Origin of the sequence: Nocardia otitidiscaviarum NBRC 14405, assembly GCF_000308635.1 — a bacterium.
Lineage (GTDB): Bacteria > Actinomycetota > Actinomycetes > Mycobacteriales > Mycobacteriaceae > Nocardia > Nocardia otitidiscaviarum.
The window spans coordinates 261,432-276,068 of the sequence record NZ_BAGD01000081.1; the positions used below are offsets into that span (position 1 = coordinate 261,432).

Here is a 14,637-nt window from a genome sequence, read left to right on the forward strand (position 1 = left end):
CGATCGTGATCCGACTCCGCGGCGGATACGGATCCACGGAGGCCACACCGGACTATGATCAGACCGTTTGGTCTTTGCAGAGGTCCGCCGTCATCACCGGATGCTGGAAGGAATCTCGTATGAGCAAACCCGTGGCCTGGATCTTGGGTCTGACCCTCATCATCGCCGGACCGCTGATCGGTATCGCACTGCGCCGGGTCGTCGATCGCATCGCCGCAAAGACCCTCGTCGCCTCCACCACGCCGGGCAGTCAGACCGCGCGTCGACTCGTACTCGGACTGGCACATGACCTGGCCGTGCCGGTGTGCGCGCTGGTGGCCCTCGCCGTCGCACTCGACCTGCCGGGCGGCATCCCCTTCCCGATGGAGATCATCCACCAGGTCCTGAAGGGCGCCCTGATGGTCGCGATCACCTTCGCGATCGCGCGGCTGGCCGCCGACGTGGTCACCTCGGTGATTCGACGGATCAGCGGCATCTCCGGATCGGTGAGCCTGTTCGCCACCATCACGCGCGTCCTGATCTATGCCGTCGGCGCACTGATCACCCTGGACAGCGCGGGCATTCGCGTGACACCACTGCTGGGCGCGCTCGGCGTCGGCGCGCTGGCCATCGCTCTCGCTCTGGAGGGCACGCTCGCCAACCTGTTCGCGGGTGTGCACATCCTCGCCTCACGAACGGTGCAGCCGGGCGATTTCGTCCGCCTCGACACCGGTGAGGTCGGGTGGATCACCGACGTCAACTGGCGCACGACCAGCATTCGCGAGATTCCGGGCAATGTCGTCATCGTGCCGAACCGCAAGTTCGCCGACGCCATCCTCACCAACTTCAACCACCCCGCCCAGGACATGGCGATCGCCGTCGAGGTCAGCACCAGCTACGACAGCGATCTGGACCAGGTCGAGCGGGTGACACTGGAGGTGGCGCGGCAGGTGATGTGCGAACTCGATGTGGGCGTGCCCGACGCCGAACCGCGGGTGCGATTCCACACCTTCGGCGACTCGGGCATCGGCTTCCGGGTGGTGTTGCGCACCCGACAGTACGAAGACCAATACCTGCTCGTCAGTGAGTTCATCAAAGCGCTGCACCGACGCTTCCGGATGGAGGGCATCGTCATCCCCTACCCCATTCGCGTACTCCACACCGCCCCGATCACCGAGCCGCGCACGGTACCGCTCGTCGATCCCTCATCGCTCGAGACCGCTCTTCGTACACCGTAAACCGGAGTGTGCGATGCTCGTGGGGTGAGCAACGAAGCTGACCACACCGAACCGACCCGCATGACCTTCCGCGGCTACGGCGGCATCGATATCGCCGGTGACAGCTGGGGCCCGACCGACGCGCCCCTCGTCGTCTTCCTGCACGGCGGCGGCCAGACGCGGCATTCCTGGAAGGACTCCGGACTCGCGCTGGCCAAGGCCGGACTGCACGCGGTACTGCTCGACGCCCGCGGGCACGGCGACAGCGACTGGGCGGCCGACGGCGACTATCGACGCGACGCCATGGTCGGCGACCTGATGGCGGTGCTGGCGCAACTCGACAAGCCCGCGTTCGTGGTGGGCGCGAGCATGGGCGGGCTCACCGGACTGCTCGCCACCGCGCACCCGGAACGGGAGCGCATCACCGGCCTGGTGCTCGTCGACGTGGTGCCGCGCCCCGAACGCGCGGGCGTGGAGCGCGTACTCGAGTTCCTGGGCGGTCACCGCGAAGGTTTCGCGACCGTGGAGGAGGCCGCCGACGCGGTGGCCGAGTATCTCCCCCATCGCCGCCGACCGCGCAATCCCGAAGGGCTGCTGCGCAATCTGCGCCAGCGCGCGGACGGGCGCTGGTACTGGCACTGGGATCCGGCCATGATGTCCCGCCGCGGTGCGGGTGAGGACATCGAATTGCACAGCGAGATACTGGAATCCGCCGCCCGCGACCTGACGATCCCGGTCCTGCTGGTGCGCGGCGCGCTCTCCGACGTGGTGAGCGAGCAGGGCGTGGCCGCCTTCCGCGCATTGGTCCCGCACGCCGACTACACCGAGATCGGCACCGCCGCCCACACCGCGGCCTCCGACGCCAACGACGAATTCACCGACGCGGTAGTCGATTTCGTGCGCGCACACGTCGACGTCGACTGAGTCGCGAGCCCGGCGTATCGGCATCTCGCGATTCACCCGACACAGAACTCGTGACTGGGATAGCATTCTGGTCACGAGTTCGATCGATGTCCGGAGGTGATCGTGGCCCGAACGCAGCGAGCGGACCTCCACGAGCGCGCCGACGCGATTCTGGACGCCGCCACCGAACTGATGCTGACGACCGCTGCGCGTGACCTCCGCATCGAGGAGGTCGCGAGGCGGGCCGGCGTCGGCAAGGGGACGGTCTACCTGCATTGGGCCAGCCGTGAGGAGTTGATGCTCGCCGTCGGCGCCCGCGAAGCGGTCGCCATGCTCGCCACCGTCATCGCCGCGATGCGCGCGGATCCGATCGAGGTGGCCCTGCACCGCTACCTGCGTCGCCACTTTCTCGAGGCCATGCGACGACCCATCCTGCACAGCCTGTTCGTCACCGACCGCACCGGGCTCGGCGCACTCACCGACCACCCCGCCCGCGTCAGGCTGGCGGAGGCCAAACTTCGTGCCGCACACGACCATCTGGCCGCACTGCGTGAGCATCGGCTGCTGCGCCCCGGCCTGCATCCGGTCGACGTCGACTTCAGCGCGCAAGCCATCGCCTACGGGTTCTTCGCCGCCACGCCACTGCTGTCCGACGATGCGCGCTTCACCCTCGACCATCGGGCGGATCAGCTCGCCGACGTCATCCGCCGATCCTTCGAACCGGCCCGCCCGCCCGCACCCGAACGCTACGCCGCCGCCGCACCGCGGGTCGTCGACGCCTTCGAACGCCTTCGAAACGAGTTCCGCCGCACCGCCTACGGCGCCGCCGCCGACTGAATCACCTGCCCGAGAGAGAGTTCCGCCCCATGACCACCAGTGAGATCACCGGACTGCACCACGTCGGCCTCGTCGTGCACGATCTGAGCGACGCGATCGACACGTTCCGCCGCTTCGGCTTCCATATCGCCGCACCGACCTATCCGGCCTTGCCGCCGACCCCCGGCGCGGCGCCGGAGCCCGTCGGAGCGGGCAATACCCACGCCGACTTCCCCCGCGGCTTCCTCGAACTGCTCGCGGTCACGACCGCGGACGGGGCTCGCATTCCCGCCGACGCCACACTCGTGCCCTTGCGCATCCCGGCGGATCGGCTGGATGCGACCAGAACGGCGATCCGGCATACCGTCGCGGGCCTCACCGAACGGCTGGAGCGTTTCGAGGGAGCCCACATTCTGATCTTCGCCACCGCCGACGCGGAGAAGACCGCCGCCAGAATCGCGGCCGAAGGGGTGGCACACGGAGGCGTCGTCGTGGCGCAGCGGCCGATCACCACCGCGGAGGGCACCAGCCCCCAGCCGATCTCCTACCTAGAGATCCACGACCCCGCAACGAAAGCGGCCATCCTGCCCGAGGGCCGGGTAGGTGTCGCCGAGGACGTCCCGGCCGCCGTCCTCGACGCCCAGACCGGGCTCGACCATCCCAATGGCGCGGTCGGCCTCGTCGAATGCGTCCTCTGCGTCGACGACGAGGAGCTCGACGCCACCGCCGCGCGTTACGAACGCTATCTCGGTGTCGCCGCGCACCACGAAAGCTCCTCCTACGGTTTCTCGCTCGGCCCGCATCGACTCACCCTCACCACACCGCACGCGGTCGCGGCGCGACTGCCGGGTGAACGGCCGAGGACCCCGGCGCTGTCCGCCTACACCATCGAGGTGACCGACCTCGCCGCCGCGGAACGGCTGCTGCGCGACCGGGACGTCCCGCTGCGCACCGCCGCCACCGGTGAGCTCTTCATCCCGGCCGCGGCCGCGTGCGGTGCGGCCGTCCTGATCCGCGCAGCCACCGTGACCGTCTGATCGACCGCGGCCGCGCGGAGAGCGCAAGGGTCCGAGGTCTCCACATCGATGACCGACGCCGCTGTGGCGGCGACTTTCCGTGACACACACTGGAACACGGCAATGGCGGTGCGAGGTCGTCGCGCACCACGACCGGGCTCCAGTGGAATCGAGTGGAATCGATGCATCCTTCCGTGCAGGCGCGGCTCTCCGTCGGGCGGACGGTCCGGGCCATGGCCCGCTGTCTGATCCGGACCCTCGAACTGCTGGCACGCCGTCGCATCCACCTTCCGGTGGTCAATCGCGGGGCGCGCATCGACTTCGCGGACGGGACCGCGGCGCACGTCTTCCGGGAGACGGTGATCGACCGCGCCGCCGCGCGGAATCCATGTGTGCTGGCCGTCGAGTTCCAGCTGCGCGCGGTGCACGGTGCGGGCCACGCGCTGTTCCGCCGGGAGAGCCTGCTCAACACCCTGCTCTTCGCCGGATTCCCGGGGCTGATCACCAAGCTGTGGCTCGCGCACGACCAGCGGGGGCGGTATCGCGGACTGTACGAGTGGGACGATTCGGCGGCGGCCGAATCGTACGCCCGCACGCTGTGGGGCGTTCTCGCGCTCGTCTGTGTGCCGGGCTCGATCGCCTACCGCGTACTCCCCGGCCTGCGGCGCGCCGATCTGCTGGAACCTGCGGACTCGTCCGGGGCGGGCGACACCATAGAGGACGACCGCTGGTGGCTGCCGGTGCGGTCGAGCCGACCGATCGTCGCCACGGCACCCGTCGGCATCGCGTCCTGACGCGCCCGACGCACCCACTTGAACATACGTTCGATCGAACGTAGATTCGATGACATGTCCACTCCATTGCAGGGCTCGCTGCTCGACGGCTTCGACGGCGAGCCGGCCCTGGGCTCGCTGTCCGGCCTGCGGCGCACCGTGCTGACCGAGGGGGCCTGGGTCGATGTGCTGCCCGGCTGGCTCACCGGTGCGGACACGCTGTTCGAGCGGCTCGCCGCCGAGGTGCCGTGGCGCGCGGACCGGCGACCCATGTACGAGCGGGTGGTGGACGTGCCCCGGCTGCAATGCTTCTACGCGGAAGGCCGCGCCCTACCGGATCCGATACTGGACGGGGCCCGCGACGCCTTGACCGCGCACTATCGGCGGGAGCTCGGGGAGCCGTTCCGCACCGCGGGCCTGTGCTACTACCGGCACGGTGACGACAGCGTCGCCTGGCACGGCGACACCATCGGCCGCGGGGCCGCCCACGACACCATGGTCGCCATCGTGTCGGTCGGCGCGGCACGCCCCCTGCTGTTGCGTCCGCGCGGCGGTGGCGCGAGCCTGCGCTATTCGCTCGGACACGGCGATCTGATCGTCATGGGCGGCTCCTGCCAGCGCACCTGGGAGCATGCCGTGCCGAAGACCCGCCGCCCGGTCGGCCCCCGCATCAGCATCCAGTTCCGTCCGCGCGGGGTGCGCTGAGCAGGCAATCTTGCGTTGGAGCGCGCTCCAGCTCCTAGGTTCGTCGCATGAACAGCGTCCCATCCACCCTTGCCGCCGCCAATCGCTTCGAGCGAGGTGCGGCGGTGCTGCGCGCCGTCTCCGGCACCGAGCATCCGGAGGCCCTCGACAGCCTCGCCGATATCGCGCCCGATCTCGCCCGTCTCACCGTCGAGTTCGCCTACGGCGATATCAACGCCCGTCCCGGTCCGACGCTGCCGCAACGACAGCTGGCGACCGTGGCGGCGCTGGCCGCGCTCGGAAACGCGATGCCGCAGTTGCGATTCCACATCGACGGCGCGCTGAACGTGGGCTGCGCGCCCGGCGAGATCGTCGAGGTGCTCATCCACGTCTCGCTGTACGCGGGATTCCCGGCGGCGCTCAACGCGCTCACGGTGGCGCGGGAAGCGTTCCGGGCCCGGCCCGATATCGACTTCACGCCGACGACCGTGTCCGCCGCCACCGATCGCTTCGACCGCGGGCGCACCACCCTGTCGGCGGTCGACGGCCACGCCGGCGAACAGGTCATCGCGGCGCTGGCCGATATCGCACCGGATCTGGGTCGCTACATCATCGAATTCGGCTTCGGCGACATCTACTCTCGCCCCGGGCTGGATCTGCGGTCACGCGAACTGGCCACGGTGGCGATGTGCACCGCGCTGGGAACCGCCGCACCGCAGCTGAAGGTGCATCTGCACGGGCTGCTCAATGTCGGCGGCACCCGCGCCGAAGCCATCGAAGTGATCATGCAGATGGCGGTGTACGCCGGATTCCCCGCGGCGCTCAACGGGATCACCGCCGCGCGTGCGGTGTTCGCCGAACGCGATGAGAGGGGCGGGGGCGGGCGGGAATGAGCCGCCGCCGGGCGGGGTTCCACCCCGGCGTAACCGTACGACACACTGGGGAGTGATGAGGATGTCGACGTTCGCACTGGGTGGCGATCTCCGGGTCAACCGGATCGGGTTCGGGACCATGCGGCTGGCCGCGCCGCCGGAGCCGGGCACCGATCCCGGGATGGGGCACATCTGGCGGGCACCCGCGGATCGCGACGCGGCGGTCGCCGTGCTGCGACGGGCGGTGGAGTTGGGCGCGAATCTCATCGATACCGCGGACTCGTACGCCCTCGGCGAGAACGAGGAGCTGGTCGCGGCGGCGCTGCGGCCCTATCGCGAGGATGTGGTGGTCGCGACCAAGGTCGGCGTGGTGCGGCCCGGACCGCTGGAGTGGGTGCCGCTGGGGCATCCGGCCTATCTGCGCCAGCAGGCCGAATTGAGTTTGCGCCGTTTGGGACTCGACCGTATCGATCTGCTCCAGCTGCACCGCATCGACCCGAACGTCCCGCTCGCCGATCAGATCGGCGCGCTGAAGCAACTGGTCGACGAGGGCAAGGTACGCCATATCGGGCTGTCGGAGGCGAGTGTCGCGCAGCTGCGCGAGGCGGCCGCCATCACCCCGATCGCGAGTGTGCAGAATCTGTACAACCTCGGCGACCGGCACCATGAGGATGTGGTGGATTACGCTGCCGCACAGGGGATCGCATTCATTCCGTTCTTCCCGGTGGCCATGGGGGCGCATGCCGCACCGGATGGTCCGGTGGCGGCCGTGGCCGCGGAGGTCGGGGCGACTCCGGCGCAGACGGCGCTGGCCTGGCTGCTGCGCCGCTCCCCCACCGTCCTGCCGATTCCGGGCACCACCTCATTGGCACATCTCGAGGAGAACCTCGCGGCGGCGCGGGTGACGCTCAACGACGAGCAGTTCGAGCGGCTCTCGGCGGTCGCGCCGCCGGTGGTCGCGGCGTAATCCGCTGGGCAGCGCAGACTTTCAGGCCCGTCTCGCGAATTCCGGGGCGTGTTCGGGTAGTACACCCCGGCCCACCAAAAACGGCGGGATACTGCGGACGATCGGAATGCGGCGGAAGACGCGCAGGGCCAGCGGCGGTCGTTCGGCATTCGACAGGTTCACCCGGCCACGCACAGCCGGTCCGATGACGTTGGCGTGGGCGAAGCGCTGCATGGCCTGGGTGACCGCGGTCGGCAGGATGCGTCTGCGCTGCACCCGGCGCAGGTCCGCGGTCGTCACGCCGCCCGCGCGCAATGACGGCGCGAGGATGCGCGCCGCCGCCACCGCATCCTGGACGGCGAGGTTGATCCCGACACCGCCGACCGGGGACATGGCGTGCGCGGCGTCGCCGATGCAGAGCAGGCCGTCGGTGTACCACCGGTCCAGGCGGTCCAGCTGCACGTCGAGCAGCTTCACCTCGTCCCAGCCGGTGAGGGCGTCGCGGCGGTCGGCCAGCCAGGGCACCACCTCGACCATGCTGTCCATGATCTCGCCGACCGGTCCCGCGCGCAGGGCCGCATCGGCGCCCTTGCCGATCAATGTCGCCGCCTGCCAGTAGTCGCCGCGATCGAGCAGGACGGCCACCCGGTCGGCGGCGAGCACCGGCACCGCACCCGCCGGATCGGTATCGTTGCGCGGCAACCGGAACCACCACACGTCGAACGGTGTGGCCCAGCGCCGCGACCCGAGACCGACCGCCCGCCGCAGCGTCGAGTCACGGCCGTCGCAGGCGACCGTGAGATCGGCCCGAATCTCACCTTCCGCACCGTCTTTCGTGCGGTAGCGAACACCCGCCACCCGGCCGTCCGCCCGCAGCAGATCGGTGGCCTCGGTGTTCATCCGCAGCCGGAAGGTGGGTTCGGCATCCCCGGCGCGCGCCAGCAGATCCAGCAGATCCCACTGCGGCACCATGGCGATGTACGTGTATCGCCCCGGAATGCGGTCGAACGTGGCGACGGTCCGCATCGCGCCGCCGATCGGCAGCTGCACCGAACGCAGCCGCCGCTGCGGCAGTTTCGCGAACTCGTCCATGAGCCCGAGTTCGTCGAGCAGCTCCAGGGTGGTGGGATGCACGGTGTCGCCGCGGAAGTCGCGCAGGAAGTCACCGTGCTTCTCCAGTACCGTGACCTCGACGCCGCCGCGAGCCAGCAACAGCCCCAACACCATTCCCGCCGGACCACCTCCGGCGACCAGACAGGTCGTGCGTTCCATCGCCGCACCTCCACAGTCGGAATTCCGCCGTCTCCGCCGATGGTAGTGGCGCTAGCGGTCGGCCGAGTCCCGGAAGAGCACGAAGAAGTACGGCTGTTCCAGTCCGCGCATATCCATGACGCCGAGCAGAGTGTGGTCGTCGACGCGCCGGAAGACATCGATGATCGGCAGGTGATCGTAGATCATCGCGGCGCTGGACCTGCCACGGAACTCCAGGTCACGCAGCCGAGCACGCGGCGTGCCGGCGCGCAGCAGCGGACGCAGCACACCGAGCGACCGACGCACCGGCCGCAGCGTCGCGGCGGGCACCTTGCCCGCCAGAAACAGCGGGACCCGCCGCGGATCCACCGGGAACAACTGCCCGTCAGGGGTGCTGAACACCAGCGGCTGCACCGCCTCCGCGCTGTCGAACCGCTTGCCATACCAACCGGATTCGACCAGTACCCCCCGCCACGGATGCCCGGTATCCAGCTCATCCCCGCGCCACAGCCCGTCGGTGATCTCCTCCACCCGCACGGTGGGCAAGGTGTCGAACAGGTGCCACGCCTGCTCCGGCGTACACCCGCCCCGCAGTTCCCGCAGCCGCTCCGCTCCGTCGATACCCAATCGCCCTGTCACCATCAGCCTCCACACCGAATGAATGAAAGAATTCGCCTCACAATATCTCGTTGTGATCATCGCCTCGGCGGGCGGGATTGACCTCGAGTGCGGTTGAGGACGTTGACTCGAGCCATGAGCGACACAACGAGTCAGGCGGCACCGGTCATAGCCGACACCAGCGTGGATCATACGGCGGATCGCGCGGCCATCACCGCGATCATCAAGCGGGTCGAGACCGCGTACAACACCAATGACGCCGACTTGATGGTGGCCGATCTCGCGCAGAATGCCGTGGTGGGCAATGCTGTCGGCATCCTGCAACACGGGCGGGACGCGGTACTGGAGGCGAGCCGGGCGGGGCTGGCCGGATTCCTGCGGGACCAGTACGTGCAATACGACGTGCTCGATATCGCCTTCCCCCGCCCGGATGTCGCGATCGCGCACAAGGGGGCGCGCGCGACGGATGCCTCCGGGACGCCGATCGATGCCGATCACGCCATGGTCGCCATGTATGTGCTGGTCAAGGAGAGCGGCCGCTGGTGGGCGGTGGCGCGGCAGAACACCCTGGTCCCCCGGGCCGAGTAGTTCGGCTCCGGTGAGCCCCCGGCCGGTCCTCGTACACCCCCGGCCGGGGGCTCAATTTTGTCTATCTGACAAAAACAGGGCGCAACCTCTGGTGCGCACCCTTTTAGTCATCTAGTCTAAAACATGTGCCTCGCTCGAAAGGACAGTGATCACCATGGGTTACGGCCACTGGGACGACAGCGCGTACGCCGCCGCCCGCACCTTCCGCGCCGCGCGCGGACTCGACGATTTCGGCTACACCGCCGCCATGCGCACCCAACCGTGGGACCGGTGGACCGCACATCCGGATCTGGACCCCTTCGGCGTCACGGTGCGGGAGTCGCGCGATTCCGCGGACCACGCGCGGTCACTGCCCATCGCGGTGCTGTTCGATGTCACCGGATCGATGCGGGTGGTGCCGCGCATCATGCAGGAGAAGCTCGGCAGGTTGCACGGCCTGTTGCGGCGCAAGGGATACGCTGAGGATCCGCAGATCCTGTTCGGGGCCATCGGTGACGCCGATTGCGATCGGGTGCCGCTACAGGTCGGGCAGTTCGAATCCGACAATCGGATGGACGAGCAGTTGCGCCTCATCCTGCTGGAGGGCGGCGGTGGCGGGCAGAAGTCCGAAAGCTATGAATTGGCCGCGTATTTCATGGCCAAGCACACCGCGACCGACGCGTGGGACAAGCGCGGCGAGAAGGGGTATCTCTTCATCGTCGGCGACGAGCTGAACAAGCCCCGGCTGGCGGCCCGCCACATTCGCGGTGTCATCGGTGACGCCGTGCGCCAGGACATCTCGGTGCGATCGGTCTATCGGGAGCTGGCCGAGCGCTGGCACGTGCACTACATCCTGCCGAATCAGTCCAGCTACTACCGTGATCCGCAGATCGCCGAGCACTGGCGGGACCTGCTGGGCGAACGGTTCCTGCGCCTCGACGATCCGGCGGCCGTGTGCGAACTCATCGCACTCACCATCGGCATCGGCGAGGACCGCGTGGATCTGGACGCGGGCCTGGCGGATCTGCGCGATATCGGCTCCGACACCGAGGCCGCCGCGGTCCACGCGGCGCTCGCGCCGACGGCCGCCCTCCCGCGCGGCCGCGGCGCCGGCCCCTCGCCGAGCGACGAAACACTCGGAAGCTGAAGGGAGACAGCGGTGTTCGGGGACAAGCACCTCATCGTGGTCGATCTCGGCTTCGGCGATGCCGGGAAGGGCGCCACCGTGGACTGGCTGTGCGCACCCGAGACGGGTTTGGACGTGGCGGCCGTGGTGCGTTTCAACGGTGGCGCGCAGGCCGCGCACACCGTGGTCGCGGGCGGACGGCGGCACACCTTCCGGCAGTTCGGGTCCGGGACGTTCTCCGGCGTCCCGACCCTGCTGTCGCGGCACATGCTGGTGGAGCCGATCGCCCTCGCCACCGAGGCCCGCGCACTCGCGGCGCTCGGCGTCGCCGACCCGCTGTCGCTGCTGTCGGTGGACGGGCGGGCACTGCTGACCACGCCCGTGCACGGGGCCGCCAACCGCTGCCGGGAGGATGCGAGGGGTGCCTCCCGGCACGGTTCCTGCGGTATCGGCATCGGAGAGACGGCACATTACGCGCTCACTCACGACGCGCCGCGTGTGGTCGACTGCCTGCGCCCGGATGTGTTGCGCCGCAAGCTCATCGCACTGGAGGAGCACTACCGGCCGCTGCTCGCGGGTGGGACGCACCACCACGAACCGGTGGACGCGCTGATGGAGGTCTACACCGAGTTCGCCCGCACTGTCGCCATCGTGCCAGGTGATCGACTCGCCGGATTCGCGGCCGCGGGCCGTCTGGTATTCGAGGGCGCGCAGGGTGTGCTGCTCGACGAATGGCGCGGCCTGCACCCGTACACCACCTGGTCGACGGTGGAGCCGCGAAATGCCCGCGCCATGCTCGCCCACCTCGGCGCGCCCGGCTACGTACTCGGCGTGACCCGCGCCTATCAGACGCGCCACGGCGCGGGACCGTTCCCCACCGAGGATCCGGCGCTGACATTTCCCGAACCGCACAACGGATTCGGGCGGTATCAGGGCGCGTTCCGGCGCGGGCATCTCGATCCGATCCTGCTGCGCTATGCCGTGGACGCCTGCGGCGGGGTCGACGGCCTCGCCGTGAACCATCTCGACGCCGCGGGCGATATTCGCACGGCCACCGGCTATCTCACCGTCGACGGCGTCGTCGACCGCATCGAGTGCGGCCCCTGGCGGGATCTCGGCTATCAGCGGCGGCTCACCGACACGCTCACCGCCGCCGTGCCGGTGCTGGCGGAGCCGCCCGGCTCGATCCCCGACCACCTCGAGCATCGCCTCGGCGTGCCCGTGGTGCTCACCGCCGACGGGCCCGACCGCACCGCTCGTACGCTCCGCACGCGGGCTGCGGCATGATGGATCGCCGTGGAGCAGCAATCGGCCGTATCACTCGACGTCGTCGCGCTGCGCTACGGGCGTGACGACAGCACCGTCACGCTCGGCATCGCGGCCCGGCAATGGGATCCGTTCGCCGGTGCGCTCGCCCTGCCCGGGGTGCTGCTGCATCGCGGTGAACGGCTGGCCACCGCCGCCCGCCGGGCCGTCCACACCAAACTCGGTGTCCCCGAGGACGCCATCGCCGCGGTCGGCCAACTCGTCACCTTCGACGAACCCAACCGCGACCCGCGCGGACCGACCCTGTCCATCGCCATGTGGGCGGTGGTCACCGACCGGGGCGACCCCGATACCGAGTGGGTGCCGTTCGACCGGGTGCCACCGCTGGCCTTCGACCACAATCGCATCGTCGACACCGCCCGCACCCTGCTCGCCGCCATGCTCTGGAAGGACCTCGCCTTCACCAGAGCGCTGGTGGGAGAGCAGTTCCCGGCCACCCGCGCCGTCGAACTCACCACCGCCCTCGACGGCACCCGCCCGGACCCGGGCAACCTCAACCGCACCCTGGCGGCCCTACCCGGCCTGACCCGTACCGGGGAACGGGTACGGGTCAAGACGACCGGCCGCCCAGCCGCCGTCTGGGCCTTCGACCGATCCGCCTGAGTCGGGACACCCGCACCGCGACCCGCGCGACTACGGCTGCCGCAGCATCGATTCGACCGGGTCGCGAATGGCAGCACGCAGGCGATCGGTCGCGCCGCCCCGGGCCATGGTGCGGGCCACCTCACTGCCCACCGCGCTGAAGGCCACGCGCGAACGGTAGCCAGCGCACACCGCATCCGTGCCAGGGCGCGTTCGGTGGCGAATTCGGCGAGCGCGAACACGGTTGTCGCAGATCGCGACGCAGCACCCACGGCAGGTACGGTACGGGACGCAACAGTCACGGTTGGCAGTCACGGTTGGCGCAGTACGGCGGTCACCATATCGCGTACGGCCGCCCGCAGCCGGTCGGTCTCGCCGTTGCGAACCATCGCGCGGGCCACATCGCTGCCCACGGCGCTGAACAACAGGCGGGCCACAGAGTCCGCGTCGATGTCGGGGCGCACCTCGCGCAGCAGTGCGGTGATATGGCGGTCCCAGGTGCCATGGAACTCCGCCACGCGCGGATGCGGCGGCATATGCGCGGACGCCGCGGTCAGTTCGACGTTCTCGGCCATGACGACGGTCATGGCGTCGAAGAACGCGAGCAGTCGCTCCCCGGCGGGCGCGCCGGGGCCCAGCGGCGGCGGGCCGTCGGCGATGGCGGCCATGAGTGTCTCGGCGGGTTCGGCGAGCAGTTCGTAGAGCAGGCCGGCGCGGCTGCCGAAGCGGTGGAAGATGGTCCCCTTCCCCACCCCGGCCGCGGCCGCGACCCGGTCCATGGTGACCGCATCGGCCCCGTGCTCGGCCAGCAGCGCCCGGGTGGCGTCCAGGATGGCGCGGCGGTTCCGTGCCGCGTCCGCCCGCTCTTTCCGCTGTTCAACCGCCATGGCCTCCGCTTTCATTGACAAGTTGACCGCCGGTCCATATCGTTGCGACAACAATCTGGACCGATAGTCAAGTTATGGAGTTCGCAATGCAGGCAATCGTAATGACCGCGACGGGTGGGCCCGAGGTCCTGGTGGCGCGGGAGTTGCCCGCACCCCGCCCCCGCCGGAGCGAGGTACTGATTCGCACCGAGGCGATTCCGGTGCTGTTCCCCGAGACCCTGCTGCGCGCCGGCGTCTTCCCGATGCCCGCCGCACCACCGTTGATCTTCGGTACGCAGGCCGCGGGAGTGGTCGTCGAAGCCGGTGCGGACCTCGACACCGCACTGGTCGGACGGCGAGTGCTGGCGGCCTGCGAAGGCTTCGGCACATACGCCGAACTAGTATGCGCCCCAGCCGATTCCATCGTCGAGCTACCCGAGAACCTGTCCGCCACCGACGCCGCCGCGGTGGGCATGAGCGGTTCGGTCGCCCTTCCGCTCCTCGAGACGGCGCGCTTGACCGGGACCGAAACCGTGCTGATCGAGGCCGCCGCGACCGGCGTCGGCGGCTACCTCACCCAGCTCGCGAAGGAGTTCGGTGCGGCCCGCGTCATCGCCACCGCCGGCGGTCCCGTCAAGCTGGCGCGCGCCCGGGAGCTCGGCGCGGACGAGGTCGTAGACCACAGCGATCCCGAGTGGACACGCCACCTGCGCGAGGTGGTGGGCGAGACCACGGTGGATGTCGTATTCGACGCGATCGGCGGCGAATCCGCGACCGCCCTGCTGGATCTCATGACCCCGCTGCGCGGGCGCATGCTCAGCTACGGTTGGCTCTCCGGCGCGCCGGCGCAGGTGCACGCCGCCGACCTGCTCCGGCGCGGCCTCACCCTCATCGGCTGCGCCGGACCCGAGTGGCTGGCCCGGGTCAGCGCGGCCCGCCCGGCCGTCCTCCACCGAGCAGCCTCGGGGTCGTTGTCGGCACTGACCGATCGGGTCCTGCCACTCGACCGCGCCGCGGACGCACATCGGCTCATCGCCGAACGCCGTCCACTGGGCACGATCGTGCTCAGACCCGACGCCCGCGAAGAATAGCGGC

At 69.7% G+C, this 14,637-nt stretch carries 16 protein-coding genes; 13 read left to right on the forward strand and 3 right to left on the reverse strand.

Going from position 1 to position 14,637, the window contains the following annotated elements; genetic code table 11:
* Positions 1-119 precede the first annotated feature (119 nt).
* The 8 genes from ON31_RS17825 (at position 120) to ON31_RS17860 (ending at position 7,227) form a co-directional block, all read left to right on the forward strand.
* Positions 120-1,217, forward strand: a complete 1,098-nt coding sequence (locus ON31_RS17825; RefSeq protein ID WP_039814995.1) for a mechanosensitive ion channel family protein — start codon at positions 120-122, stop codon at positions 1,215-1,217.
* Positions 1,218-1,241: 24 nt separating this feature from the next.
* Positions 1,242-2,120 carry an alpha/beta fold hydrolase gene (locus ON31_RS17830; protein WP_039814997.1) on the forward strand — a complete coding sequence of 293 codons (879 nt, stop codon included), beginning with the start codon at positions 1,242-1,244 and terminating at the stop codon, positions 2,118-2,120.
* Between the two features lie 102 nt (positions 2,121-2,222).
* The gene (locus ON31_RS17835; RefSeq protein WP_039815167.1) at positions 2,223-2,936 is read left to right on the forward strand and encodes a TetR/AcrR family transcriptional regulator; all 714 of its coding nucleotides are present in this window, start codon (positions 2,223-2,225) and stop codon (positions 2,934-2,936) included.
* Positions 2,937-2,965: 29 nt separating this feature from the next.
* Positions 2,966-3,952: a VOC family protein gene (locus ON31_RS17840; protein WP_039814998.1), complete on the forward strand. Its 987-nt coding sequence runs from the start codon at positions 2,966-2,968 to the stop codon at positions 3,950-3,952.
* 161 nt (positions 3,953-4,113) lie between these two features.
* Entirely contained in the window at positions 4,114-4,725 is a 612-nt protein-coding gene (locus tag ON31_RS17845; protein ID WP_051037430.1) for a hypothetical protein, read from the forward strand.
* 54 nt (positions 4,726-4,779) lie between these two features.
* Entirely contained in the window at positions 4,780-5,409 is a 630-nt protein-coding gene (locus ON31_RS17850) for an alpha-ketoglutarate-dependent dioxygenase AlkB (RefSeq protein ID WP_039814999.1), read from the forward strand.
* Positions 5,410-5,456: 47 nt separating this feature from the next.
* On the forward strand, positions 5,457-6,281 hold the full coding sequence (locus ON31_RS17855; protein WP_039815000.1) for a carboxymuconolactone decarboxylase family protein: 825 nt from the start codon (positions 5,457-5,459) through the stop codon (positions 6,279-6,281).
* A gap of 61 nt (positions 6,282-6,342) precedes the next feature.
* Positions 6,343-7,227: an aldo/keto reductase gene (locus tag ON31_RS17860; protein ID WP_051037411.1), complete on the forward strand. Its 885-nt coding sequence runs from the start codon at positions 6,343-6,345 to the stop codon at positions 7,225-7,227.
* Between the two features lie 21 nt (positions 7,228-7,248).
* Here the strand turns inward: ON31_RS17860 and ON31_RS17865 are convergent, their stop codons facing one another.
* Together ON31_RS17865 and ON31_RS17870 are read right to left on the reverse strand one after the other, a co-directional pair.
* On the reverse strand, positions 7,249-8,478 hold the full coding sequence (locus ON31_RS17865) for an FAD-dependent oxidoreductase (protein ID WP_039815004.1): 1,230 nt from the start codon (positions 8,476-8,478) through the stop codon (positions 7,249-7,251).
* A 51-nt stretch (positions 8,479-8,529) separates the two neighbouring features.
* Positions 8,530-9,078, reverse strand: a complete 549-nt coding sequence (locus ON31_RS17870; protein ID WP_370450460.1) for a DUF4334 domain-containing protein — start codon at positions 9,076-9,078, stop codon at positions 8,530-8,532.
* 132 nt (positions 9,079-9,210) lie between these two features.
* On the opposite strand from ON31_RS17870, the gene ON31_RS17875 reads away from it, so the two are divergent.
* The 4 genes from ON31_RS17875 (at position 9,211) to ON31_RS17890 (ending at position 12,697) form a co-directional block, all read left to right on the forward strand.
* Positions 9,211-9,663, forward strand: a complete 453-nt coding sequence (locus tag ON31_RS17875) for an SgcJ/EcaC family oxidoreductase (RefSeq protein ID WP_039815006.1) — start codon at positions 9,211-9,213, stop codon at positions 9,661-9,663.
* Positions 9,664-9,817: 154 nt separating this feature from the next.
* Entirely contained in the window at positions 9,818-10,789 is a 972-nt protein-coding gene (locus ON31_RS17880) for a hypothetical protein (RefSeq protein ID WP_051037431.1), read from the forward strand.
* Between the two features lie 12 nt (positions 10,790-10,801).
* Positions 10,802-12,055, forward strand: coding sequence for an adenylosuccinate synthetase (locus ON31_RS17885; protein WP_039815008.1), 1,254 nt, complete (start codon positions 10,802-10,804; stop codon positions 12,053-12,055).
* A gap of 9 nt (positions 12,056-12,064) precedes the next feature.
* Positions 12,065-12,697 carry an NUDIX hydrolase gene (locus tag ON31_RS17890; RefSeq protein ID WP_039815010.1) on the forward strand — a complete coding sequence of 211 codons (633 nt, stop codon included), beginning with the start codon at positions 12,065-12,067 and terminating at the stop codon, positions 12,695-12,697.
* Between the two features lie 290 nt (positions 12,698-12,987).
* On the opposite strand, the gene ON31_RS17895 is transcribed toward ON31_RS17890, so the two are convergent.
* Positions 12,988-13,563, reverse strand: a complete 576-nt coding sequence (locus ON31_RS17895; protein WP_039815173.1) for a TetR/AcrR family transcriptional regulator — start codon at positions 13,561-13,563, stop codon at positions 12,988-12,990.
* Between the two features lie 86 nt (positions 13,564-13,649).
* Between ON31_RS17895 and ON31_RS17900 the strand changes: the two genes are divergently transcribed.
* The gene (locus tag ON31_RS17900) at positions 13,650-14,633 is read left to right on the forward strand and encodes a quinone oxidoreductase family protein (protein ID WP_039815175.1); all 984 of its coding nucleotides are present in this window, start codon (positions 13,650-13,652) and stop codon (positions 14,631-14,633) included.
* Positions 14,634-14,637 lie beyond the last annotated feature (4 nt).